This window comes from Streptomyces yatensis, assembly GCF_018069625.1.
Classification (GTDB): Bacteria; Actinomycetota; Actinomycetes; order Streptomycetales; family Streptomycetaceae; genus Streptomyces; species Streptomyces yatensis.
This window is the reverse complement of record NZ_CP072941.1, coordinates 9,357,167-9,382,939: the sequence shown is the minus strand read 5'-3', so window position 1 is coordinate 9,382,939 and position 25,773 is coordinate 9,357,167. Positions and strand designations below refer to the sequence as shown.

Genomic DNA, 25,773 nt, shown 5'->3' with positions numbered 1-25,773 from the left:
GGCGTGCCTCAACCGAGTCCGTGCCGGTGCGCGTAGGCGATGGCCTGGCCCCGGTCACGGCTGCCGGTCTTGGCGAAGACGCGGTTGACGTGGGTTTTGACGGTGGCCTCGCTGACGAACAGCGATCGGGCGATCTCGCGGTTGGACAGGCCCTTGGCCATGCAGAGGAGCACTTCGGCCTCGCGTGCGGTCAGCCCGGCGGGCAGCTCCCGCGATCCGGCGGTGGGCTGCTGCCGGGCGAGCGCGACGAGGCGGGCGTGTACGGCGGGGTCCAGAAGGGCCTGCCCGCGGGCGGCCGCCCGCAGCGCCCGATCGACGTCCTCGCGCCCGGCTTCCTTGGTGAGGTAGCCCAGGGCTCCGGCGGTGAGCGCCGCGTTGATGGATTCATCGTCGACGAAGGTGGTCAGCACGACGACATGCGTCCCGGGATGGTCCATGGTGATGTGCCGTGTGGCTTCGATGCCGTCCATGTGCGGCATGCGCAGATCCATCAGCACCACGTCCGGGGAATGCTCGGCGACCGCGGCCAGGGCCTGCCGACCGTCGCCGACGGCGGCGACCACCTCGACATCGGGCAGCCGCTCGCAGATGGTGACCAGTCCGTCGCGGACGATGGTCTGGTCGTCCACGATGACCACCTTCACGCCGGGACCTCCGCTTCCACACTCCAGCCACCGGCTTGGGGAGCCGCGCCCTTGGGACCCGCGTCTTCGGGACCTGCGTCCTCGGGACCCGCGTCCTCGGGACCCGCGCCTTCGGGACCCGCGTCCTTGGGACCCGCGTCGAGTGTGCCGCCGAGCAGTTCCACACGCTCGCGCATGCCCGTGAGGCCGAAGCCACCGCCGGTCCCGGCAAGCTCTCCGGCCGGATCGACGCCAGATCGTACCGTCGCCTCATTGGTGACCGTCAGACGGGTGGACGCTTCACCGAAGGCCAAGGTGACGGTGACGGCGGCGCCCGGTGCGTGCTTGCGCGTGTTGGTGAGCGCTTCCTGGACGACCCGCAGCAGGGCCATTCCGGCCGCCGGTGGCAGCGGCCGTACGGAACCGGCGATCCGGAAGTCGGCGCCTTCGTCCGCGGCGAGGGCGGTGAGCTGTTCGTCGAGGGCGACCGGCTCCTCGCGCAGCGCCCGCACCGCCCGGCGGGTCTCGTCCAGGCCCTCCACGACCAGGCGGCGGGACCTGCCGATCGCGGCCCGCACCTCGTCGGTGCCGGCGCCGTCCTCGACGATGGAATCAAGAGCGGTGATCTGCACCGACAGCGCCGACAGCGTGTGGGCCAGCACATCGTGCACCTCCCGCGCGATCCGGTTGCGCTCGGCGAACAGCTCCGCGCGCTCGTGCTCGACGGCGCCGCGTTCCCACGCCACCGCCAGCTCGGCCTCGGATCGCAGCCGGTCCCGGCGCTGGCGGCGTACGACGCCCAGCAGCAGGCCGAACAGCGCGCCCACCCCCACGGCGGCGAGCTTCGTGACGTCCTGCCCGTCGATGGCGAGGGCGACGGCGGTGGCCGCGAAGCCGAGGCCGGCCAGGGCCGTGGCGGGGAGCAGCCCCACCAGCATGACGGCACACATCGCCGCCACCCCCACGACCACGGCGCCGAAGGAGGCCGACGCCCCCGCCACCCCGCCGCAGACCGCCACCAGAGCCACCGAGCACACACCGACCGTCGGCCGGTCTCTCCGCAGCCCCACCAGCCAGCCGACCCAGCCCAGACCCAGGCCCACGGTGGCCACCAGCGCGACGAGGCCGCGGGCGTCGAGGCCGGGATGTGTCGCCTGCACCGCCCCGTACATCAAGCCGCCCAAGGCGAGCAGGCCCACGGCCCATTCCGCGGTCGGCTCATTGACATCCAACCGGCCGGACGGTCCGCCGGGGCCCGACCGGAGTTCACCAGTACTCATCCGACCAGCATGCCGCGCCCATGACCTGCCCAGTCCCGGGGGCCACCGCGCACACCGTGGCCCGTCGCTCACCGAACGCCCAGCCGGCCCCGGTCCGACGCCCCGAGGAGCACCTCCCGCGCACGCCAGGCCACGATGGCGGTGCGGGCGATCACCTCGGCGAGCGCCATCAGGAGAATCGCCGGGGCCCAGGCCGTCGGATCAAGGTGGTAGTCGGTCGAGAAGCGGCCGATCGCCTCGTCGCCCCCCTGCGTGGCGAACAGCTGGAAGGCCATGCGGAAGCCGCAGCCCACCACCCACAGCACGGCCGCCATGGCCGTGGCGCGCGCGATGACCTCACCGGCGTCGTTGTGGTACACCCGGGTCAGCATCCCGGCCCCCGCGCCCAGAGCGAGCCCGATCAGCGTCGTGGCCACGATCAGCACGAGATCGTTGCCCGACGTCGGGATCTCGTGCAGGTACTTCGTCGCCGCCCATGCCACCAGCGCCACCGGGAGCAGCAGCGCCTTCGCCGTCAACCGTCGGCCACGCAGTTGCAGCAGCACGATGCCCACGAGGGCGATATCGATCAGCCAGTCGTTGATATCCATGCCGCCATGCTCGGCCGGAGCCCCCGCCGCACACGTCAACCCACAGGTCCACCCCGGGTGGACATGAGCCTCCACCCCACATCCGAGCACCGCGCGGTGAGCGGTGGCGTCGTGCCCGCCGGGACGGAACCGTCAGCGGTGTGGCGCACCGGCCGTCCGCGGCGGTAGGCGGTCCTTCAGCCGCGCCGGGTGAGGATGCTCAGTGTGTTGGCCGCGACGATGGCGCCTATGCTCGTCCACTCCGTCCAGCCCAGGTTCTGCCCGAGGCCGACCCAGCCGACCAGGGCGGCGAGGACGGGGTTGACGCTCATGAAGAGTCCGAACGCCTGGGCGGGCACCCGGCGCAGGGTGAACAGGTCCGCGAGGTACGGCACGGCCGAGGAGAGGACGCCCGCGGTGACGGCGTACGCCACGGCGCTCGCGGTCGGCGGCTGATGGACGGCGACGGCGATCCCGACCGGCAGGAACATCAGGGCGGAGAGCCCCGCGGCCGCCGCCGACCCCTGGGCGCCGGGGACCCGTCGGCCCACGGTGCGGTTGAGCAGGATGTACGACGCCCAGCACACGGCGGCCAGCAGCCCGAGGCCCATGCCCAGGTAGTCGGCCGAGGGCCGTGGGCGCATCAGTGTCACCACGGCGGCCGCCGCGATCAGCGCACAGCACGCGTCCGCCCGGCGCCGTGAGGTGGCCAGCGCGATGCACAGCGGGCCGAGGAACTCCAGGGTCACCGCCAGCCCGAGGCCGATGCGGTCGATGGCGGTGTACAGGGAGAGGTTCATGGTGCCGAACACCACGGCAAGCCCCATCACCGGCCGCCACTGCCACCAGGTGAAGCTCCGCAGCCGGGGCCTGCCGACGGTCAGCAGGACGATCGCGGCCACGTACTGGCGGACGGCGACGACCCCGACCGGGCCGAGGACGGGGAAGGCGTGGGAGCCGATCGCGGCGCCGGTCTGGTTGGACAGTCCGCTGCCGATCATCGTGGCCACACCGGCGAACCGCCGCCCGGTCGGCTGCTGATCCGGGTCCGGGTCCGGGCTCGGGCTCGGGCTCGTGCTCGGCCCCAGGTCCGCATCCAGGCCGGGGCCCGGGTCGGAGGCGGGGGTCGGTGGGATCCGGTGTGCGGTTCCCGTCGATCGTGCGGCGGCGATACGTGACGCGGGAGCTGGTCGCATGCGTCGATCGTGCGCCGGACCCACACATGCGCATAATGCGTTCGGTGTCTTATCTATACGCTGGACGCATGGATGTGGAGCTGCGGCAACTGCGCTGCCTCGTGGCGATCGTCGACGAGGGCACCTTCACCGACGCCGCCATCGCGCTCGGAGTCTCCCAGGCCGCCGTCTCGCGGACCCTGGCCTCGCTCGAACGCGCCCTGGGGACACGGCTGTTGCGGCGGACCTCTCGCGAGGTGACCCCGACGGGCACCGGGCTGCGCGTGGTGGCACACGCCCGGCGGGTGCTGGCCGAGGTGGACGGCCTGATCCGGGAGGCCATATCGGGCCACGCACATCTGCGGATCGGCTACGCCTGGTCCGCGCTCGGCCGCCACACCCCCGCCTTCCAGCGCCGCTGGGCCCAGGCGTACCCCGAGACGGATCTGCACCTCGTCCGTGTGCATTCCGCGACCGCCGGGCTGGCGGAGGGCGTCTGTGACCTGGCCGTCGTGCGCAGACCCCTCGACGAGCGCCGCTTCGACTCCGCGATCGTGGGGCTGGAGCGACGGCTGTGTGCCGTGGCCGCCGACGACCCCCTCGCCAGGCGCCGCTCGGTCCGGCTGGCCGACCTCAGCGGACGCACCCTGCTGGTCGACCGGCGGACCGGCACCACCACCGCGGAGCTGTGGCCACCCGACTCCCGTCCGGCCACGGAGGAGACCCACGACGTGGAGGACTGGCTCACGGTGATCTCCGCGGGCCGCTGCGTCGGCATGACGGCGGAGTCCACCGCCAACCAGTACCCGAGGCCCGGAATCGCCTACCGGCCGGTCCGCGACGCCGAGCCGATCGCGGTGCGTCTCGCCTGGTGGCGGGACGACCCGCATCCCGCCACCCAAACCGCGATCGAGCTGCTCACCACCCTCTACCGCAACGGCTGACACCGCCGGGGATGGACGGTTCCGGATAATCCAGTACGGATCGAATTGCTTATCCTGGGCCACATGACCGCGATGGCGCCCACCCAGAACGAACCGGACCTGTCCTTCCTCCTCGACCACACCAGCCACGTCCTGCGCACCCAAATGTCGGCCGCACTCGCCGAGATCGGACTGACGGCACGGATGCACTGCGTACTGGTCCACGCCCTGGAGGAAGAGCGCACCCAGGCACAGCTCGCCGAGATCGGCGACATGGACAAGACCACGATGGTGGTGACGGTGGACGCACTGGAGAAGGCGGGTCTCGCGGAGCGGCGCGCCTCGACCCGGGATCGCCGGGCCCGGATCATCGCGGTGACCGAGGAGGGCGCGCGGATCGCCAAGCAGAGCCAGAGCATCGTGGACCGCGTCCACCGGGAGGCGCTGCAGACGCTCCCCGAGACCCAACGCGCCGCCCTGCTACGGGCCTTGACCCGGCTGACGGAGGGGCATCTGGCCGCACCCGCCGAGAGCCCCCGCCCGGCCCGACGGGCGCGCCAGAGCGAGAAGTAGCAACCGCAGCCGGAGCCACGCCACACCTGGAGCCACGGGCTGAGCCACGAGCCGAGCCACGAGCCGAGCCACAAGTAGAGCCGAAACAAATAGTCTGCAACAAAACCATCTGCTACGGTCACTCCTGTCGCGTCTACCGACAGGAGTGACCGCATGTCCGCCACCGCGTCCGAGTCCGCCCCGCCCTCTTCCCGCGTCCCCCGATCACGCCAACTGGCCCTCGGGGTCATCGCCACCGGGATGTTGATGGTCATCCTCGACGGCAGCATCGTGACCGTGGCCATGCCCGCCATCCAGAGTGATCTGCGGTTCTCCCCCGCCGGGCTGAGCTGGGTCGTCAACGCCTATCTGATCGCGTTCGGCGGTCTGCTGCTGCTCGCGGGCCGAATCGGCGATCTCATCGGCCGCAAGCGGATGTTCCTGGCCGGCACCGCGGTGTTCACCGCGGCCTCGCTGCTGGCGGCCGTGGCCACCTCCCCCGCGGCACTGATCGCCGCCCGGTTTCTGCAGGGGGTCGGCAGCGCGCTGGCGTCCGCGGTCAGCCTGGGCATTCTCGTCACCCTCTTCACCGAACCCGCCGAACGCGCAAAGGCGATCGCCGTGTTCAGCTTCACCGGCGCCGCCGGAGCCTCGATCGGCCAGGTGCTCGGGGGCCTTCTCACCGACGCGCTCAGCTGGCACTGGATCTTCCTGATCAATCTGCCGATCGGACTGCTGACGCTCGCGGTTGCCATATCCGTCCTGCCCGCCGACCGCGGGCCCGGTCTCGCGGCCGGCGCCGACGTCCTCGGCGCCCTGCTCGTCACGGCCGGGCTGATGCTGGGCATCTACACCGTCGTCAAGGTGGCGGACTACGGATGGACGGCGGCGCACACGCTCGGCCTCGGCGCCGTCTCGCTCCTCCTGCTCGCCCTGTTCCTGGTCCGCCAGGCCACCGCCCGGACCCCGCTGATGCCCCTGCGGATCCTGCGGTCGCGCGGTGTCGCTGGGGCCAACCTGGTCCAGGTCCTGATGGTGGCCGCGCTCTTCTCGTTCCAGATCCTCGTCGCCCTCTATCTGCGGAATGTGCTGGGATACGGTGCCACCAGGACCGGCTTGGCCATGCTCCCGGCCGCCCTCGCCATCGGTGCCGTGTCACTCGGCGTCTCCGCGCGGCTCAGCGCCCGCCTCGGCGACCGCGCGGTGTTGCTGGCCGGGCTGACGCTGCTGGCCGGGGTCCTCGGACTCCTCGTCCGCGTCCCGGTGCACGCCCGGTACCTCCCCGACCTCCTCCCGGTCATGCTGCTCGCCGCCGGCTTCGGACTGGCCCTCCCCGCGCTGACCAGCCTCGGGATGTCCGATGCGAAGGCGGACGAGGCCGGGCTCGTCTCCGGGCTGTTCAACACCACGCAGCAGATCGGCATGGCGCTGGGCGTCGCGGTGCTGTCCACCCTGGCGGCCGGCCGCACCGACGCGCTGCTCACCCGGGGCAAGGGCCGGGCCGAGGCGCTGACCGGCGGCTACCACCTGGCCTTCGCCGTCGGAGCGGGGCTCATCGTGACGGCCTTCGCCGTGGCGTTCACCGTGCTGCGAGGGCCCGCGCCGAAGCGCCCCGCCGCGCCGCGGAAGGCCAACCCGCCCGCCGCGCCCGTCACCACCATCTGACCTCCTCTTCCCCCCTTCCGAACGAAAGGTGCGCCCTCATGGCGACGACCGAGACCACCAGCCCGACGAACGACGCAGGAACGAAACCGGGAGCCGGACCCGCGCCCCGGGTGCTCACCGAGGACGAGCTGTCGCTGATGCTGCGGGACCAGCGGTTCGGGGTGCTCGCCACGGTCAGGCGCAGCGGCCATCCCCATCTGTCGACCGTGATCCACCACTGGAGTCCGGAGGAGCGGGTGCTGCGCATCTCCTCCACCGCCGACCGGCTCAAGGTGCGTCAGCTGCGGCGCGATCCCCATGCCGCCGTGCATGTGGGCGCGCCGGACGGCTGGTCGTTCGCCGTCGCCGAGGGCGAAGCGGAGGTATCGGAGGTGACGGCAGTCCCCGGGGACGCGGTCGGGCGCGAACTGCTCTCCATGACGCCCGGCTTCGCCGATCCGCGCGAGGAAGCGGCCTTCCTGGAGCAGTTGGTGGCGGACCGGCGGGTGGTGATCAGGATCCAGGTGTCCCGGCTGTACGGAACCGCCCTCGACATGGCCACCAGCTGACCACCCGCCGGAACTTCCTCCTTCCCCGGGCCGGTGGTTTCCCTGCCCGGACACGGTGAACATCGTGTCCGGGCCGTACGTATCGGAAGTGTGGCGCACGTGATGAACGCACCCGGTGTTCGGGTGCGGAGGGCCGGGTGTCCCCCATGAGGAGGAGAGCTACCGTGAACGCACATCATCTGCCGTCCCGTCCGCGGGCGCCGCGGTTCGGCGCCCTGGCCATCGCCGCGTCGGCGCTCGTCCTCGCCACGGCCTCCCCCGCCCTGGCTCACACCGCGGTGAGCGCCTCCGACTCGCACACCCTGGCGAAGAACGTGACACTGACGTTCGAGTCGGAGCCGCGGTATCCCGCCCGGCCGCTGAAGCTCGAACCCGCCACCCCGTCCGCCTCACCCTCGGCCTCCCCGCACCCGGAGAGCCGGGCGCCGAACTCTGACGGCAAGTCGCCCTCCAAGGCGGCGACGTCGGACGACGGGTCCCCGTGGCCCGCCGTGGGAGTCATCGTCGGCGTCTGTCTGGTCGCCCTGGCCGGAGGTTTCGTGCTGATTCAGCAGCGGCGCGGCACGGGCACCGGATGAGCCAAGGGGCGCCCCGCCGCGCCGACGGCCCCGCGCCCCGGGTTTGCTGCCGGGCCGAGTGGTAACGCGGTGGACATGACCGAGAAGAAGAACGCACACACCAGTGTCAGGAGCGCCAACGCTCACGCGAAGGCCACCACCACCAAGGCCAAGGAGGCAACGGCAAAGGCCAAGGACACCGCGAGTGAGGCGGAGACCACGGCGAAGACCGCCGCCGCGAGCGCCGCGACGACGGCCGCGCACACCGCTCATGTCGCCGCCGACAAGGCCCATGTGGCTGCTGAGAAGGCCGTGGCCACCGGTCGTACCGTGGCGGCCGAGGCCCCCAAGAAGGCGGCCGCGGCGGCCGGTTCGGCCTGGGTCGCGCTCAAGGCGCGGAAGGTCCAGGCAGCCGTCGCCGGCGCGGGAGCCGCCGCGGCGGGCGCCACCGCGGTGGTCCTGCGCAGGCGCGCCGCCCGGCGTCGCAGCCCGCTCGCACGGCTGACCGGTGGCCGGCTCGGCGCCTGAGGTCCGGCGTCGGCGTACGCGGCCTCTTCCCCTGCGCGCCGGCCACCGCCGCCCGCCCCTGGCCTTCCGGCCACCGGCCGGGCTTACTCGGCCGCCCAGGTCACCGGCAGCTCATGGACACCGTAGAACGAGGTGTTCTCCCGGTACCGGATCTCCTCCGGGGCCACCGCCAGACGCAGGCCGGGGAACCTGGCGAGCAACCGCTGCAGGAGCACCTTCAGCTCCACCCGCGCCAGCTGCTGGCCCAGGCACTGGTGCACACCGTGTCCGAACGCGAGATGGGACGTGTGCGGCCGGTCGAGGGCGAGGCGGTCGGGGTCGGCGAAGCGCTCGGGGTCCCGATTGGCGGTGGACACCAGACCGGCCACCATCTCGCCCTTCGCGATGGGATGACCGTTGATCACGGCGTCCTCGGTGGCGGTGCGCACGGTGCCGAAGTTGTTGACGGGGAAGTAGCGGAGGAACTCCTCCACGGCGTCGTCGAGCAGGTCGGGGTTCTCACGCAACCGGGTCAGCTTCTCACGGTCCTCGAACAGCGCCAGCATACCGAGGCCGATCAGGTTCTCCACCGGTTCATGACCGGCGAAAATGATGGTCATGGCGATGCCGACCACCTCCTCGTCGGTCAGCGCCCCGCCCTCGACCTCGCCGTGCAGCAGCCTGCTGATCATGTCGTCCGCGGGCTCGGCCCGTTTGGCGCGGACGAATCCCCGCATCTCGTCCCACCACGCGGTCGCCATCGCGCCGACGGCCTGGTCGTCGCCGCCGGTCTCCCTGAGCGTGCGTACCTCGTGGTCGAACTTCTGGTGGTAGGTGTACGGCACGCCGAGAATCTCGGAGATCACCATCGCGGGCACCGGGTTGGCATAGGCCGCCACGAGATCGGCGCTGGTGCCCATCGCCTCCATCGCGTCGAGGTGCTGGTCGGCCAGCCGCTCGATCCGGCCGGTCAGTTCGCGCGCACCGCGCACCGAGAACTCGGCGGTGAGCGTGCGGCGGTAGCGGGTGTGGTCCGGTGGGTCCATGGAGAAGAAGAAGCCCGCCGGTATCTCCGGGCTCATCGCCGGGAACGGCACCCTGGCGCCGCTGAAGCGGGAGTCCGCCAGCATGGCCCTGATGTCGTCGTGCTTGGTCAGGAACCACATCACCAGGCCGCCGGGCAGCTCCAGTTTGCCCAGCTCACCCGCGTCCCGCAGGCGGCGGTGGTTCTCCGGGGGGTCGTACGGACAACGCCGTTCGGCCTTCACGGTCCCGGGAAGGGGCACGGTCTCGCTCACTGTTGACTCCCTCGTTTGTGCCTCAGGGGCGGATGGTGCGTCAGGCACGATGCGGTGTGGTCTATCCGCTCGTATGTGGTCATGGATGTGTGGTCAGGGATGTGTGGTCAGGGATGATCCGTCCGCTCGATCCACTTCGCGGACAGATCCTGGAGCAGGGTCGAGATCCGCACCCGCGCCGCGCTTGACGGATCGAGGTCGAGGATCGACTCGTCGAGTTTGTTGAGCTCTTCGAGGACGAGAATGGCGGCCGCCGCGTCGTCGGGCAGCATTTCGGCGCGCAGATGGCGGGCGAGTTCGACGGCCGTGGGATGGTCGAAGGTGAGGCTGGCGGGCAGTCCCAGCCGAGTGGCGCGGGCCAGCTGGTTGCGCAGTTTCACGGCCGCCACCGAGTCGAAGCCCATATCGACGAAACCCCGGTCCGGGTCGACCATGGCGGCGTCCGGATGGCCGAGGACCATCGCGACCTGGTCGCGGACGAGCTCCAGCAGGATCTCCTCCTGCTCGTCCTCCGACCGCCCGGCCAGCCGCTCCAGCAGCGTGGCCGCGGATGCCTCGGCCGCCACGGGTTGATCGACCGGCTGCCGGGCCGGTTCGGTGCGTGCCGGGGCCGGTGTCGCGGTGGTGACCCGGACCGCCTCCCCGGGCCCGGCGCATGCCACGTCGAACAGGGCGAGGCCCAGGTCGGTGGAGACGGAGACCGCGGGCAGTCCAAGGGCCCTCCGGTATGCGGCCAGCGCGTCGGCGTACGCGGGGCCCGGTGTCCCGTCGGCGGAGGTGAGCAGCACAAAGCGGTCCAGCTCCAGGTCCCGCGTGGCCATGTGCAGATTCCAGGCCGCCTCCAGCTCCGACCGCAGCCGTGCCCGCAGGGCTTCCGGGGAGAGCGCGTGGGCCGGGGTCCGCTCCGGGTCCTCGGCCACGGTGTGCACCACGCTCCGCAGGCGCGGAATCGTCTCCAGCAGCTCTGCCAGCGCCTGACGGTCCGCCGGATCGCACGGGGCGAGCCGGACGGTCGCGCCGAGGGCTTCCAGCTCGGCCATGTCGCCGTTCCCGGCCGCGTCGCGGTTCCGGGCTGCGTGGCCGCTCCCGGCCATGTCGCCGTCCGCGGCTGTGTCGCCGTCCCCGGCCAGGACCACGTCGTTCACGCCTCGCTCGACGATCAGGTGCCGGGCCACGTCCATGGCCGACCCGCCGGTCACCAGCACCGTGCCCGCATCCCAGGCGGGCGGGTTCTGCTCGGTGACCGCCACCGCGGCCAGATCGGGCACCAGCAGCGCCGACGCCCGGACCGCGATCCGGCCCTTCCCCACGGCCACCGCGGCGGGCAGCAGCCGCAGATCGGACGCATCGGTGTCGACGAGTGTCAGCCGTCCCGCGTGGGCCGCCTGGCTGCCCTCGACCAGCGACCACACCGCGGCCGCGGCCAGGTCCTCGACCTCCTCGCCGCCCGCCACGGCGAGCGCGCGCCGGGTCACCAGCACCAGCCGCGAGGCGGTGAAGCGCTCCTCGGACAGCCACGTCCGTACGGCGTCGGTGGCGCGGAGGGCCACCTCGGACGCCGTCGCGCCCTCGGACACGCAGGGGAGGAGCACGACGTCCGGCACGTCCTCGATGGCCGCCAGGTCCGGATACACCGCGACCGGCGCGCCGAGCGTGTCCGGTTTCCAGCCCTTCGGGTCGCCGACGAGCCCCCACCGGACGAGGCCGAGGTCCGGTTCGTACGGCGGAGCGCACACCGTCCACGCCGTCCTGAACAGTGACGCGTTGGCCTGCCGCAGCCGCTGCCCGGACACCGGGCGCAGCACCAGCGAGTCCACCGACAGCACGGGCGCACCGGCGGCGTCGGTCACCTGGAGGGAGACCGTGTCCGGGCCGAGGGGCGCGAGGGTGACCCGCAGTCGGGTGGCACCCTCCGTGTGCAGGGTGACCCCCGTCCAGGAGAACGGCAGATGGGTCCGCTCGGGCTCGGTGACCAGCCCGGCCAGCGCCTCCGCGCACAGGGCCCGGTCGAGCAGGGCGGGGTGCAGGGTCCACCGCCCGGCCTCGGACCCGGACATCTCCGGCAGCTCGATGTCGAGGTAGATCTCGTCGTCGCGGCGCCACGCCGGTGTCCCGGTGGACTCCAGCGGACGAGCGCCGGTGGGCGGCCAGGTCTCGGTGTGCGGCGCCGTCGCGGGCGGCCGGTGCGCGCCGAGGACGGCGGTGGCGTGGCGGACCCACCGCTCGTCCCGGCGGCAGTAGACGGTGACCGGGCGGCGGCCGGACTCGTCCGCGTCCCGGACGGACACCTGCACCTCGGCCCCGCCCCGTTCGGGGAGGACAAGTGGCTCGTGGAGGGTGAGTTCGTCCACCGTACGGCAGTCGAACTGCAGCCCCGCCTGGAGCACCAGCTCCAGGAAGCCGGTCGCCGGGAACAGGGGCACGCCCAGGCCCCGCCGACCGGTCGGCCAGGAGTGCGCGTCGGCGGAGATACGGCCGGTGAGGAGGACACCGTCCGCGTCGGGAAGTGGCACCGTCGCACCGACCAGCGGATGGTCCAGCGCGCCGAGCCCGAGACCGGCCGCGTCCCCGGGGGTACGGGAGGGCTCCAGCCAGAAGCGGGCGCGCTGGAAGGCGTAGGTCGGCAGCTCGACCCGCCGGGCGCCGGGGAAGACGGCGGCCCAGTCCAGCTCCACGCCGTGGGTGTGCAGCTGGGCGAGGGCGGTGGTGACCGTGACCGGCTCGGGCCGGTCGGCGCGCAGGGTGGGGATGAACTCGGCGTCGGCTCCGGTGATCTGGGCCTGTGCCAGGGCGGTGAGGGTGCCGTCCGGTCCGAGTTCGAGGAAGGTGCCGGTGCCGAGCTCGCGCAGCCGGTCCAGCCCGTCGGAGAACCGCACCGTCTCACGCACCTGCCGCACCCAGTACGCGGGAGAGCACAGCTCCTCCCCCGCCACCGAACCCGTGAGGTTGGATACCACCGGTATCCGCGGGGTGCGGAAGTCCACGGTGCCGAGCACCTCGGCGAACGCGGTGAGCATGTCGTCCATCAGCGGCGAGTGGAAGGCGTGGCTGACCCGGAGCCACCGCGTCTTCACCCCACGGGCGGCCAGTGCGTCGGCCACACCGCTCACCGCGTCCTCGTCCCCGGACACCACGACCGACGACGGTCCGTTCACGGCCGCGAGGGCGACCCGGTCGGTCAGGAACGGCCGTACCTGGTCCTCCGGTACGGCCAGGGCCACCATCGTGCCGCCCGGGGGCAGCGCGCCCATGAGGCGGCCACGGGCCGCGACCACCTTGGCGGCGTCCTCCAGCGACCAGAGGCCGGCCACATACGCGGCGGCCAGCTCTCCGACGGAGTGCCCCAGCAGATAGTCCGGGCGCACCCCCCAGGAGGACACCAACCGGAACAGCGCCACCTCGAGGGCGAACAAGCCCGCCTGCGCATACGCGGTGGCGTCCAGTGCGCCGGTGGCGTCGGACACCACCTCGTCGAGCGGACGGTCCAGATACGGGTCGAGCGCGGCGCGGACCTCGTCCCACGCGGCCGCGAACACCGGGAACGTCTCGTACAACTCTCGTCCCATACCGGCCCGTTGCGCACCCTGGCCCCCGAAGAGCAGGGCCACCCGGCCGGGGCCGGCGGTGCCGAGGACCACGCCCGGCGTGGGCTCACCGGCCGCCAGCGCGGCCAGTCCGTCCAGCAGCTCCGCCCGGTCCGCGCCGACCACCGCGGCGCGGTGCGAGAGCGCAGAACGGGTGGTGGCCAGCGACCAGCCGACGTCCACCGGGTCGGGCCCGGGGTGCGCGGTCAGGAAAGAGCGCAACCGGGCGGCCTGCGCCCGCAGTCCGGGCTCACCCCGGCCGGACAGCACCCAGGGCAGCACCACCGGGGCGGGCTCGGGTGCCGGTTCCGGATCGGCCCCCGGCTCCGCGGGGGGCTGTTCGAGAATCACATGCGCGTTGGTCCCGCTCACTCCGAACGAGGACACCCCGGCCCGGCGGGTGCGGGCGGCCGACGGCCACTCCATGGGCTCGGTCAGCAGCTCCACCGCACCGGCCGACCAGTCCACATGGGTCGACGGCCGGTCCAGGTGGAGGGTCCGGGGCAGCACCTCGTGGCGCATCGCCAGCACCATCTTGATCACACCGGCCACCCCCGCGGCCGACTGGGTGTGCCCGATGTTGGACTTGACCGAGCCCAGCAGCAGCGGGCGTTCGCGCTCCTGCCCGTAGGTCGCCAGCAGCGCCTGTGCCTCGATGGGGTCGCCCAGGCTGGTGCCGGTGCCGTGTGCCTCCACCGCGTCCACGTCCGTGGCGGCCAGCCCGGCACTGGCCAGCGCGGCCCGGATCACTCGCTGCTGCGAGGGTCCGTTCGGCGCGGTCAGGCCGTTCGAGGCGCCGTCCTGGTTGACGGCGGAGCCCCGTACGACCGCAAGGACCCGATGGCCGTTGCGGCGAGCGTCGGACAGCCGTTCCAGCAGCAGCAGGCCCACGCCTTCGCCCCAGCCGGTGCCGTCCGCCGCGTCGGCGAACGCCTTGCAGCGTCCGTCGGCGGCCAGTCCGCGCTGCCGGGAGAACTCCACGAAGATGCCCGGGTTCGCCATCACCGTCACCCCGCCGGCCAGGGCGAGCGAGCACTCGCCGGACCGCAGCGCCTGCGCCGCCAGGTGCAGGGCGACCAGCGACGACGAGCAGGCGGTGTCCACGGTGACCGCCGGCCCTTCCAGACCGAAGGTGTACGAGAGCCGGCCGGAGACCACGCTGCCGGCGCCACCGGTCAGGAAATAGCCCTCGGACCCCTCGGCCGCCTGGCCTGCTCCCGTTCCGTAGCCCTGCGATGCGGCGCCGACGAACACCCCGGTCTGGCTTCCCTTCAGCGACGCCGCCGGGATACCGGCCCGCTCCACCGCCTCCCAGGCCACCTCCAGCAGCAGCCGCTGCTGGGGGTCCATCGCGAGCGCCTCACGCGGCGAGATCCCGAAGAACCCGGCGTCGAACTCCCCCGCGTCGTACACAAAGCCACCGGCGCGGACGTACGAGGTACCCGTGCTGTCCGGATCGGCGCTGTACAGGCCGTCCAGGTCCCAGCCCCGGTCGTCGGGCAGGTCCGAGATCGCGTCACGCCCGGTGTCGAGCAGCTCCCACAGCTCCTCGGGCGAGGTCACCCCGCCCGGATAGCGGCAGGCCATCCCGACGATCACGACGGGGTCGCGGCCGGTGTCCGCGGGGGCGGCGGGCGTCGGCACGGCCTCGTCGACGGTGCCGCCCAGTTCCCGGAGGAGATAGGCGGCCAGGACCGCCGGTGTCGGGTAGTCGAAGATCGCGGTGGCCGGCAGCCGGACCCCGGTGGCGGTGCGCAGCCGGTTGCGCAACTCGACGGCCGTGAGCGAGTCGAATCCGGTCTCCGCGAAGGTACGCGCCGTGTCGACATCGGCGGGGGTGCCGTGCCCCAGCACGGTCGCCACATGCGTACGGACCAGGTCGAGCACATGCTGTTCGCGCTCGGCGACCGGCATGGCGGTCATCCGGTCGCGCAGTGAGGACGCGTCGTCGCCCGATCCCGCGCCGGTCGCGCGGCGGATCGGGGCGCGGACCAGACCGTGGAAGAGCGCGGGCAGCGCACCGGCATCGGCCTGTGCCCGCAGCGCCGCGGCGTCCAGCGGTGTCGCCAGCACGACCGCCTCGGTGGCCGCCCTGGCGCTGTCCAGGAGGCGGAGCCCCTGATCGGTGGCAAGCGGCGTGGCACCGGCCCTGGCCATCCGGGCGAGGTCCCGGTCCGACAGATGGCCGGTCATCCCGCTGCGCTCGGCCCACAGTCCCCATGCCACGGACACACCCGGCAGCCCGGCGGCCCGGCGATGCGCCATCAGCGCGTCCAGCCAGGCGTTCGCCGCCGCATAGGCGCCCTGTCCCGGACTGCCCAGAACACCCGCGGCCGAGGAGAACACCACGAATTCCGCCAGCTCACGACCGGCCGTCAGCTCGTGCAGATGCCATGCGGCGTCCACTTTCGGCCGCAGCACCTCGCGCACCCGCTCCGGGGTGAGCGACTCCACCACCCCGTCGTCGAGCACGCCCGCGGTGTGCACCACCATCCGCAGCTCGGGCACGGTGTCCAGCAGCCGGGCCAACTCGTCCCGATCGGCCACATCACAGGCCACCACTCGTACCTGGGCGCCCAATTCCCTCAGTACGGCGGTGAGTTCGGTCGCGCCCGGTGCGTCCGGCCCCCGCCGTCCGGCCAGGACGACGTCCCGTACCCCGTGCCGTTCGACCAGGTGACGGGCGACCAGCCCGCCCAGGGTGCCGGTGCCGCCCGTGATGAGCACGGTGTCCCGCTCCCGCAGCGGCTGCTGAATGGACAGCACCAGCTTGCCGACATGGCGTGCCTGGGAGAGGAAACGCAGCGCGTCGCCCGTCTGCCGGACGTCCCAGGACCGGGTCGGCAGCGCGGTGAAGACCCCCTGTTCGAAGAGTGACACCAGCAACTGGAGCAATTCGCCGATCCGGTCGGGGCCCGCGTCCATGAGATCGAACGCCTGGTAGCGCACCCCGTGCTCGGCGGCGACGCGCTCACCGTCGCGGATGTCGGTCTTGCCCATCTCCAGGAAACGGCCGCCGTCGGCGAGCAGACCGAGCGACGCGTCCACGTACTCGCCCGCGAGCGAGTTCAGCACCACGTCCACCCGGTCGAAGCGCTCGGCGAACTCCAGAGTGCGGGAGGAGGCGATCCGGTCGTCGGCCACTCCGCCGGCGCGCAGTGTGTCCCACTTCCCCGGGCTGGCGGTGGCGTACACCTCCGCGCCCAGCCAGCGGGCCACCTGCGTCGCGGCCATGCCCACCCCGCCCGCGGCCGAGTGCACCAGCACCGCTTCACCGGACCGGAGACCGGCCAGGTCCATCAGCCCGTACAGGGCGGTCAGGAACACCACCGGCGTGGCCGCCGCGTCGGCGAACGACCAGCCCTCCGGCAGCCGCGCCAGCAACCGGTGATCGGTCAACGCCACGGGGCCGAACGCGCCGGAGAACAGGCCCATCACCCGGTCACCGGGCGTCAGGCCGGACACACCCGGGCCGATGTCGAGCACCACCCCGGCGCCCTCGCTGCCGATGACGTCCTGGCCGGGGATCATGCCGAGGGCGACCACGACGTCCCGGAAGTTCACCCCGGCCGCGTGCATCGCCACCCGCACCTGCCCGGCGCCGAGCACACCCGCGGCTTCCGGGCAGGGGACGGCGGCCAGATTCTCCAGCGTGCCCTGGATGGTGACATCCATCCGCCACGGCGTCCCGTCCCCGGGGGCCGGAGCGGTGGCGGAGGGGGTCAGCGCAGCCAGCCGAGGCGTCAGGGCACGGCCACGGCGCAGCGCGAGATGCGGATGGCCCGCAGCCACCGCTGCGGCCAGCACCGCACCGGAATCCTGGTGGCCGTCGTGGTCGACGAGGAGGAAGCGGTCCGGATGCTCGGCCTGCGCGCTGCGGAGCAGGCCCCAGACCGCCGCCGCGCCGAGGTCCTCGACGTTCTCGCCGGGAGCCGTCGACACCGCGCCACGTGTCAGCACGGCCAGCCGCGACCGGGCGCAGCGCTCGTCGGCGAGCCACCGCCGGATCGCCGTCAGCACCCGGCCGAGGACGGTGGACACCGCGTCACCGGCCGACTCGCAGGGCAGCACGACGACGTCGGGGACGGCGGTGTCGGAGACGACGGTGTCGGAGACGACGGCGACCGGTCCCAGGTCGTCTCCCAGGACATCTCCCAGGTCGTCTGCCAGGACGTCTACGAGGTCGTTGAACTCCACCAGTGCCTCGGCGGCCGTGGCGGTCGGCAGCGGTGTCTCGGTCCAGTCCATGCGGTACAGCACGTCCTGGTCCATGCCCCGAGCGTCCGCGATCTGTCGGCCGGACAAGGGACGCAGCGCCAGCGACGCCACGGACAGCACGGGCGCACCCGTCGGATCGGCCACCTCCAGCGACACCGCGTCCGGACCGGCCGGGGACAGCACCACGCGGATGGCGGAGGCGCCGACCGCGTGCAACGCCACCTTGCTCCAGGAGAACGGCAGATAGGCCTGGCCGGGTTCGGTGAGGAAACGACCGAGCCCCACTCCGTGCAGGGCGGCGTCGAGGAGGGCGGGGTGCGCACCGCACCGCGCCGCCACGTCCTGTGCCGTCGGCTCCAACGTCACCTCGGCGAATATCTCGTCGTCGCGTGTCCACGCGGCGCGCAGCCCTTGGAAGGCGGGGCCGTATCCGTGGCCGCGCTCCGCCATCGCCTCGTACATCCCCGAGACGTCGACGGGCCGCGCGCCCTCGGGCGGCCACACCTCCAGCGACCGGGTCGGCGCGGTGGCGCCCCCGGCTTCTGTGACACCGAGGGTGCCCGAGGCGTGCAGCAACCACTCCCCGGCGCGGCACGAGTGCACCGTGACCGGCCTGCGGCCCGACTCGTCCGCCGCGGAGACGGCCACCTGCACCTGGACGCCGCCCTGGTCCGGCACCACCAGCGGGGCCTGGAGGGTCAGCTCCTCCACCACCGGGTGGCCGAAGTGCTGCCCGGCCTGCAGGGCGAGCTCGACAAAGCCCGTACCGGGGAAGACCACCGTGCCCCGCACCCTGTGGTCCGCCAGCCAGGGCTGTCCGGCCGGCGAGAGCAGTCCGGTCAGCACACCGCCCTCGGTCCCGGGCAGCGGCAACACCGCGCCCAGCAGGGGGTGCTCGATATCGCCGAGCCCCAGACCGGACGCCTGGGTCACCGCCCGCACGGGTTCGAGCCAGAAGCGTTCCCGCTGGAAGGCGTAGGTGGGAAGGTCGACCGTCCGGGCGCCCGCGAAGAGCGGACGCCAGTCCACCTCGAAGCCGTGGGTGTGGAGGTCGGCGAGGGCGGTGAGGAAACGGACGGGACCGCCGTCGTCACGGCGCAGCGATCCCGTCACGACGATGTCGGTGTCGACGGCGTCGGCGGTGTCCTGGATGCCGACGGTCAGCACGGGGTGCGGGCTCACCTCGACGAACACGGTGTGGCCCTGACCCATCAGGGCTTCGAGGGTGCTCTGGAATTCCACCGTGTGCCGAAGGTTGCGGTACCAGTAGTCGGCATCGAGTGCGCGGGGGTCGGTGAGCCGCCCGGTCACCGTGGAGTGGAACGCGATCTGCCCGGCGCCCGGCTGGACCGGCGCCAGCGCGTCCGCCAGCTCCTCCCGGATGCGTTCCACCTGTGGGGAGTGCGAGGCGTAGTCCACCGGGATCCGCTTGGCTTTCGGGAACTCCGCGAGCACCGCGTCCAGCGCCTCGACCGACCCGGACACCACGGTGGACGCCGGGCCGTTCACCGCCGCCACCGACAGCCCGGGGCGGTCGCGGAGCCGGTCGGCGGGCACCGGTACGGACACCATGCCGCCCTCGCCCGACAAGGCCAGCAGCGCCTTGCTGCGCAAGGACACGACCCGCGCTCCGTCAGACAGGGACAGAGCGCCCGCCACGCACGCCGCCGCGATCTCGCCCTGCGAATGGCCCACCACCGCCGATGGCACCACACCATACGAACGCCACAGCTCGGCCAGGGACACCATTACCGCCCACAACACCGGCTGCACGACATCGACACGGGCCAGCGCTTGTTCATCCGCCAGCACATCGAACAGCGACCACTCGGCGAACGGAGCCAGCGCATCGGCACATTCACGCATTCGCCGTGCGAACACGGGCGAGGAGTCCATCAACTCCAGCGCCATCCCGGCCCACTGCGAACCCTGTCCCGGGAAGACGAACACCACCTCCCGGCCGGGCTGGGCGGCGGCGCCGCCGATCTCGATGGCGTCCAGCCCCCGTCGTAGTTCGACGAGGTCCGCGCCCACCACGACGGCACGGTGCGACTGAAGCGAACGGGCGGCCACCAGCGTCCATCCGACATCGGCGGGATCCAGCCCCGGATGTGCATCGATGAAGGACGCGAGGCGTTCGACCTGGCCCCTCAGCCCGGCCTCTCCGGCGCCGGACAGCACCCACGGTAGGGGCAGCGCCCTCCGGTGCAGGTCGGGCAGCGGCTCGGGGACCGATTGCGGGAACGTCTCGGACGCCGACTCCGCCAACGGCCCGGGGACCGGCTCCGGCAACGGCCCGGACGCCGACTCCGGCAACGGCCCGGGCACCACCTCCGGTCCGTCCACCGCCTCCGGCCCGGCCACCGCATCCGGCCGGGCCGTCACCGGCCCCTGTTCGACGATCACATGGGCGTTGGTGCCGCTGACCCCGAACGAGGACACGCCCGCCCGGCGCGGAGCGCCGTCCCCTGGCCACTCCCGCGCTTCGACGAGCAACGCGACCTGGCCCGCCGTCCAGTCCACATGGGGCGAAGGCTCGTCGACATGCAGGGTCCGCGGCAGTACGCCGTGCCGCATGGCCATCACCATCTTGATCACACCGGCCACACCGGCGGCCGCCTGGGTGTGCCCGATGTTCGACTTCACCGAGCCGAGCCACAGTGGCTGGTCCTCGGGCCGTTCCTGACCATACGTGGCGAGCAGCGCATGTGCCTCGATCGGGTCGCCGAGGCTGGTGCCGGTGCCGTGCGCCTCCACGACGTCGATGTCGGTGGCGGACAAGCGGGCGTTCGCCAGCGCCTGGCGGATCACCCGCTGCTGCGACGGGCCGTTCGGCGCCGTCAGGCCGTTGGAGGCACCGTCCTGGTTGACGGCGGAACCCCGCACCACCGCCAGCACCCGGTGGCCGTTCCGCTCGGCGTCGGACAGCCGCTCCACCAGGAGCATGCCCGCGCCCTCACCCCAGCCGGTGCCGTCCGCAGCCGCCGCGAACACCTTGCAGCGTCCATCGGCCGCCAGCGCGCGCTGGCGGGAGAATTCCAGGAAGGCCGCCGGGGTGGCCATGACGGTCGCGCCACCGGCCAGGGCCAATGAGCATTCGCCGGAGCGCAGGGCCTGCGCGGCCAGATGCAGCGCGACCAGCGACGACGAACAGGCGGTGTCCACGGTGACCGCCGGGCCCTCGAGACCGAAGGTGTACGCCAGCCGGCCCGAGGCGACACTGGCGGCGCTGCCCGTGCCCAGGTAGCCCTCCGCGCTCTGCGGAGCCCCGCTCGCCAGAGCGGCGTAGTCCTGGCCGTTGGTCCCGATGAACACGCCGGTCCGGCTGCCCTTGAGCGTGGCGGGGGACATATGGGCGCGCTCGAACGCCTCCCAGGCGACCTCCAGCAGCAGCCGCTGCTGCGGATCCATGGCGATCGCCTCACGCGGCGAGATCCCGAAGAACCCGGGGTCGAACGCGGCCGCGTCATCGAGGAAGCCGCCCGCCCGGACGTAGGAGGAGCCAGGATGGTCGGGATCCGGGTCGTACAGCTCGGCCAGGTTCCAGCCACGGTCCGCCGGGAACTCCGAGACGGCGTCGCGGCCATCGGCCAGCAGCCCCCACAGGTCCTCCGGCGAGTTCACCCCGCCGGGGAAGCGACAGCTCATCCCGATGATGGCGATCGGTTCGTCGTCCACCGGACGTGGCGCCACCGGGACCGGTGTCCGGACGGCCAGGCCCAGCGCCTCCCGGCACACATGCTCGGCGAGCGCCGCCGGGGTCGGGTAGTCGTAGATCACGGAAGCCGGGAAACGTGCGCCGGTGGCCGCGGTGAGCCGGTTCCGCAGCTCCACGGCGGTGAGCGAATCGAAGCCGATTTCCTGGAACGGCCGGGCCGGGTCGATCGCCTCGGATGCCGCGTAACCCAGTACGGCGGCCACATGCGTGCGGACGAGGTCCAGCACGGTGGCCTTCCGTTCCCGCTCGGCCATGGCTTCCAGGCGGGTGGCGAACGCGTCGGCCGCCTCGCTGCCGGCCGGACCGGTCAGCCCGGTCGTCCCGGTCGTGGATACGTCCCTGAGCAGCTCCCTCAGCAGCGGGCTGGGCCGTGAGGCGGTGAGCCGCGCCCCGAAGGTCGCCCAGTCGATGTCGGCCACCATCACGGTGGTTTCGTCAGCCGCCAGCACCAGGCCCAGGGCGGAGAGCGCCGACTGTGGCTCCATGCCCTGCGACCGCGCCACTCCCGCGGCCATCCCGGAATCGGCCCAGGCTCCCCAGGCCACGGATGTGGCCACCAGTCCCTCGGCCCGGCGCCGCTGGGCCAGTCCGTCCAGAACGGCGTTGGCCGCCGCATAGCTCCCCTGGCCCGCATTGCCTACGGTGCCGGCGGCCGAGGAGAACAACACGAAGGCGTCGAGGCCGGTGTCACGGGTCAATTCGTGAAGATGGCGTGCGCCGTCGGCCTTGGTCCGCATCACGTCGCGGATCCGCTCCGGAGTCAGCGATTCGAGCACACCGTCGTCGAGAACACCCGCCGCATGCACCACGGTACGCAGATCCGGAATCGTCCCCAGAACAGCCGCGAGTGCCTCGCGATCGGCGACATCGCACGCCACCACGCGCACCAGGCCACCCAGCTCGGCCACCAACTCCGCGACGCCAGGCGCCTCGGCCCCCCGACGACTCGTCAGCACGATCCGCTCCACGCCACTCTCCGCCAGCCAGCGCGCCACCTGGCGGCCCAGCGCCCCCGTACCACCCGTGACCAGCGCGGTGCCACGACCACGCCACGCGGCCGACACCGCAGCGGTCGGCTCCGCCCGCGTCAGACGGGCAGCCCACACCCCGGTGGCACGGATGGCGATCTGATCCTCACCAGTGTGCCCGGCGAGGATGGCGGCCAGTGCCTCCCCTGCCTGATCGTCCATGACCGCCGGCAGGTCGATCAGCCCACCCCAACGATCCGGATGCTCCAAACCGATCACGCGGCCGAGACCCCAGACCCCGGCCCGGTCAGGCTCCACCACGTCCCCGTCCGCCACGAAGACCGCACCGCGGGTGACACACCACAACGGCGCATCCATCCCGGCGGCCAGGAGGCTCTGCAGCAGGGACACCGTCGCCTCGACCGACAGCAACGACACCACACCCGCGACCGTCACATCGCCCGGCTCCACCGCTGTCACGACCCGGACCTCGGCCCCGGCCGACCGCAGCGCGACGACCACCTCGTTTCCGTCAGTACCGTCGGTACCGTCAGCACCCGGCTCCACCACGATCAGCCAGGTCCCCGTCAGCACCTGCCCGGACGGCACGCCCGTGACCGACGTCCAGCCAAGCCGGTAACGCCATCCGTCGACCACCGACTGTTCCTGCTGCGCCCTCCGCCACGACGCCAAGGCAGGCAACGCTGCACTCAACGGCTGTTCCTCGTCAACGCCCAGGGCCTTCGCATCCCCGCGCTCGACGGCGTCCCAGAACGCGGTGTCAACGGCGCTGGCCGCGGGCCGGAGCGAGGACGGCTCCAGCCAGAACCGCTCACGCTGGAAGGCATAGGTGGGCAGATCGACCCGCCGACCTCCGGGGAACACCGCCGGCCAATCGATCTGGATGCCCCGGACGTACAGCCCGCCCACGGCCTCCATGGCAGCGGTCGGCTCCGGGCGATCCGGGCGGAGTACGGGCAGTCCGTCGCCATCGGCCAGAGCTGACAGCGTGCCGTCGGGGCCCAGCTCCAGGAAGGTACTGACGCCCAGGCCACGGAGTGTCTCGAGCCCGTCGGCGAACCGGACGGTCTCCCGAACGTGGCGCACCCAGTACTCCGGCGAGCACAGCTCCTCGCCCACCACCACACCGGATACGTTCGACACCACCGGCACGTTCGGGGCCCGGAACTCCACCCCCCGCAGCACCTCGCCGAACTCCGCCAGCATCCCGTCCATACGCGACGAATGAAACGCATGGCTCACCCGCAACCACCGCGTCCGCACTCCCCGCCCGGTGAACACCTCCTCGACGGCACGAACCGCCGCCTCATCACCGGAGATGACGGTCGCCGCCGGGCCGTTGACCGCCGCCACGCTCACCCGGCCCTCGTAACCGGCCAGCTGCGGAAGGACCTCGGACTCCGCGGCCTGGAGAGAGACCATCGAGCCGCCCTCGGGCAACGCCTGCATCAAACGACCCCGAGCAGCCACCACCCGCGCCGCATCCTCCAACGACCACACACCCGCCACATACGCCGCAGCCACCTCACCAACGGAATGACCCAGCAGATAATCCGGCTTCACACCCCACGAGACCATCAGCCGATACAACGACACCTCAAGCGCAAACAAACCCGCCTGCGTATACGCCGTCTCCCCGATCAACTCCTCGTCATCACCCCACACCACCTCACCCAAAGGCCGCTCCAGATGCCGGTCCAGCTCCCCACACACCTCATCCCAGGCTGCGGCAAACACCGGGTAGGCCTCATACAACCCACGCCCCATCCCCAACCGCTGCGACCCCTGACCCGCAAACACCACACCCAACCCACCACCAACAGGAACACCCACAACCACCGAACCCAACCCACCCAACAACTCATCACGATCCGCACCCACCACCACCGCACGATGCGACAACGCAGAACGAGCAGCCACCAACGACCAACCCACATCAGCCAAATCCCATTCGGGGTTGTCCACCACAGACCTGCGCAACCGCTCCACCTGCGCGTACACCGCGGCCTCGCTCTGACCGGACACCACCCACGGCACAGCAGGCAGCCCAACCCGCTCGCCCTCAGCCTCCTCCACCACCTCAGGCGCCTGCTCCACGATCACATGCGCATTCGTCCCACTCACTCCAAACGCCGACACGCCCACCCGACGCGGCCGATCCACCTCCGGCCACACCACCTGCTCAGTCAGCAACTCCACCCCACCAACCGACCAATCCACATGCGGCGACGGCTCATCCACATGCAACGTCCGCGGCAACACCCCATACCGCAACGCCATCACCATCTTGATCACACCAGCCACACCCGCCGCCGCCTGCGTATGACCGATATTCGACTTCACCGACCCCAACCACAATGGCCGACCCGCATCCCGATCCCGACCGTAGGCGGCCAACAACGCCTGCGCCTCGATCGGATCACCCAGCCTCGTCCCCGTCCCGTGCGCCTCCACCGCGTCGACATCCCGGGCAGCGAGCCCGGCGCTCGCCAGCGCCTGGCGGATCACCCGCTGCTGCGACGGACCATTCGGCGCCGTCAACCCATTCGACGCGCCGTCCTGGTTCACCGCGGAGCCGGAAACCACGGCCAGCACCGGGTGGCCGTTCCGCTCGGCGTCCGACAGCCGCTCGACCAGCAGCATGCCGACACCCTCGGACCAGCCGGTCCCGTCCGCGCCGGCGGCGAAGGACTTGCAGCGGCCATCGGCGGCCAGCCCGCGCTGGCGCGAGAACTCCACGAAGGTGGCGGGCGTCGCCATCACCGTCACCCCGCCTGCCAGGGCGAGGGAGCACTCGCCCGACCGCAGCGCCCGCACCGCCCAGTGCAGCGCCACCAGCGAGGAAGAACACGCCGTGTCCACCGTGACCGCCGGGCCCTCCAACCCGAACGTGTAGGCCACCCGACCGGACACCACACTGCTCGCGTTGCCGGTCAGGCGATATCCCTCGGAGCCTTCCGGGGCCTGCCCGTCTCCGCCGCCGTATCCCTGCGCGGACGCGCCCACGAAGACACCGGTCTGGCTGCCCTTGAGCGTCGACGCCGCGATTCCCGCCCGTTCGAATGCCTCCCATGACGCCTCCAGCAGCAGCCGCTGCTGCGGATCCATCGCCAGCGCCTCACGTGGCGAGATCCCGAAGAACCCGGCGTCGAACTCGGCCGCGTCATGGAGGAAGCCACCCGAGCGGACGTACGACCGGCCCGAGTGAGTGGCATCGGCGTCGTACACACCGGCCAGATCCCAGCCACGGTCGGAGGGGAAGGGCGACACGGCGTCGTCACCGGCGCTGACCAGGCGCCACAGTGCCTCCGGAGAGTCCACACCACCCGGGAAACGGCAGCTCATCGCGACGATCACGATCGGATCGTCGTCCACGGCACTCGGCACCTGCGGTATCTGTATCTCTTCGGCCAGCCCGAGCGCCTGACCGCACACATGCTCGGCCAGCGCCGTCGGGGTCGGGTAGTCGAAGATCACGGAAGCCGGGAAGCGCAGCTGGGTAGCCGTACTGAGCCGGTCCCGCAGTTCCACGGCAGTCAGCGAGTCGAAGCCCAGCTCCTGGAACGT

The 25,773-nt window shown here is 72.1% G+C and carries 12 protein-coding genes (1 of these 12 running past the window's edge); 6 read left to right on the top strand and 6 right to left on the bottom strand.

Annotation, left to right across the window (positions count from 1 at the left end; all coding sequences use genetic code 11):
* Positions 1–8: 8 nt before the first annotated feature.
* From J8403_RS39315 to J8403_RS39300, 4 genes are all read right to left on the bottom strand, one after another.
* Entirely contained in the window at positions 9–629 is a 621-nt protein-coding gene (locus tag J8403_RS39315; protein ID WP_246586202.1) for a response regulator, read from the bottom strand.
* 11 nt (positions 630–640) lie between these two features.
* The gene (locus J8403_RS39310) at positions 641–1,903 is read right to left on the bottom strand and encodes a sensor histidine kinase (RefSeq protein ID WP_211127330.1); all 1,263 of its coding nucleotides are present in this window, start codon (positions 1,901–1,903) and stop codon (positions 641–643) included.
* A gap of 68 nt (positions 1,904–1,971) precedes the next feature.
* Positions 1,972–2,493, bottom strand: a complete 522-nt coding sequence (locus J8403_RS39305; RefSeq protein WP_211127329.1) for a hypothetical protein — start codon at positions 2,491–2,493, stop codon at positions 1,972–1,974.
* Positions 2,494–2,669: 176 nt separating this feature from the next.
* Positions 2,670–3,668 carry an EamA family transporter gene (locus J8403_RS39300; protein WP_246586201.1) on the bottom strand — a complete coding sequence of 333 codons (999 nt, stop codon included), beginning with the start codon at positions 3,666–3,668 and terminating at the stop codon, positions 2,670–2,672.
* A gap of 68 nt (positions 3,669–3,736) precedes the next feature.
* On the opposite strand from J8403_RS39300, the gene J8403_RS39295 reads away from it, so the two are divergent.
* The 6 genes from J8403_RS39295 (at position 3,737) to J8403_RS39270 (ending at position 8,420) form a co-directional block, all read left to right on the top strand.
* Positions 3,737–4,591, top strand: coding sequence for a LysR family transcriptional regulator (locus tag J8403_RS39295; RefSeq protein ID WP_093469260.1), 855 nt, complete (start codon positions 3,737–3,739; stop codon positions 4,589–4,591).
* A gap of 63 nt (positions 4,592–4,654) precedes the next feature.
* Positions 4,655–5,143, top strand: coding sequence for a MarR family winged helix-turn-helix transcriptional regulator (locus J8403_RS39290; protein WP_211127328.1), 489 nt, complete (start codon positions 4,655–4,657; stop codon positions 5,141–5,143).
* 153 nt (positions 5,144–5,296) lie between these two features.
* Positions 5,297–6,787, top strand: coding sequence for an MFS transporter (locus J8403_RS39285; protein WP_211127327.1), 1,491 nt, complete (start codon positions 5,297–5,299; stop codon positions 6,785–6,787).
* 38 nt (positions 6,788–6,825) lie between these two features.
* Positions 6,826–7,335, top strand: coding sequence for a pyridoxamine 5'-phosphate oxidase family protein (locus J8403_RS39280; protein WP_211127326.1), 510 nt, complete (start codon positions 6,826–6,828; stop codon positions 7,333–7,335).
* Between the two features lie 164 nt (positions 7,336–7,499).
* Positions 7,500–7,913 carry a hypothetical protein gene (locus J8403_RS39275; RefSeq protein ID WP_211127325.1) on the top strand — a complete coding sequence of 138 codons (414 nt, stop codon included), beginning with the start codon at positions 7,500–7,502 and terminating at the stop codon, positions 7,911–7,913.
* Between the two features lie 75 nt (positions 7,914–7,988).
* On the top strand, positions 7,989–8,420 hold the full coding sequence (locus J8403_RS39270; protein WP_211127324.1) for a hypothetical protein: 432 nt from the start codon (positions 7,989–7,991) through the stop codon (positions 8,418–8,420).
* 83 nt (positions 8,421–8,503) lie between these two features.
* Here the strand turns inward: J8403_RS39270 and J8403_RS39265 are convergent, their stop codons facing one another.
* A complete protein-coding gene (locus tag J8403_RS39265) occupies positions 8,504–9,697 on the bottom strand; it encodes a cytochrome P450 (RefSeq protein ID WP_211127323.1) in 1,194 nt (397 codons plus the stop codon).
* A 107-nt stretch (positions 9,698–9,804) separates the two neighbouring features.
* A protein-coding gene (locus J8403_RS44115; RefSeq protein ID WP_281427997.1) for a type I polyketide synthase crosses the window boundary here: on the bottom strand, positions 9,805–25,773 show its 3' portion. 11,526 nt of this gene lie beyond the right edge of the window; 15,969 of the gene's 27,495 nt are visible here — the last part of the coding sequence; its start codon lies off the right edge, out of view — the gene reads right to left on this strand; the stop codon is at positions 9,805–9,807.

What these genes read in the sequence shown, in the direction of transcription:
- J8403_RS39310 (WP_211127330.1), bottom strand. Translation starts at nt 1,903, where the DNA reads ATGAGTACTGGTGAACTCCGGTCGGGCCCCGGCGGACCGTCCGGCCGG.
- J8403_RS39305 (WP_211127329.1), bottom strand. Translation starts at nt 2,493, where the DNA reads ATGGATATCAACGACTGGCTGATCGATATCGCCCTCGTGGGCATCGTG.
- J8403_RS39300 (WP_246586201.1), bottom strand. Translation starts at nt 3,668, where the DNA reads ATGCGACCAGCTCCCGCGTCACGTATCGCCGCCGCACGATCGACGGGA.
- J8403_RS39295 (WP_093469260.1), top strand. Translation starts at nt 3,737, where the DNA reads ATGGATGTGGAGCTGCGGCAACTGCGCTGCCTCGTGGCGATCGTCGAC.
- J8403_RS39290 (WP_211127328.1), top strand. Translation starts at nt 4,655, where the DNA reads ATGACCGCGATGGCGCCCACCCAGAACGAACCGGACCTGTCCTTCCTC.
- J8403_RS39285 (WP_211127327.1), top strand. Translation starts at nt 5,297, where the DNA reads ATGTCCGCCACCGCGTCCGAGTCCGCCCCGCCCTCTTCCCGCGTCCCC.
- J8403_RS39280 (WP_211127326.1), top strand. Translation starts at nt 6,826, where the DNA reads ATGGCGACGACCGAGACCACCAGCCCGACGAACGACGCAGGAACGAAA.
- J8403_RS39270 (WP_211127324.1), top strand. Translation starts at nt 7,989, where the DNA reads ATGACCGAGAAGAAGAACGCACACACCAGTGTCAGGAGCGCCAACGCT.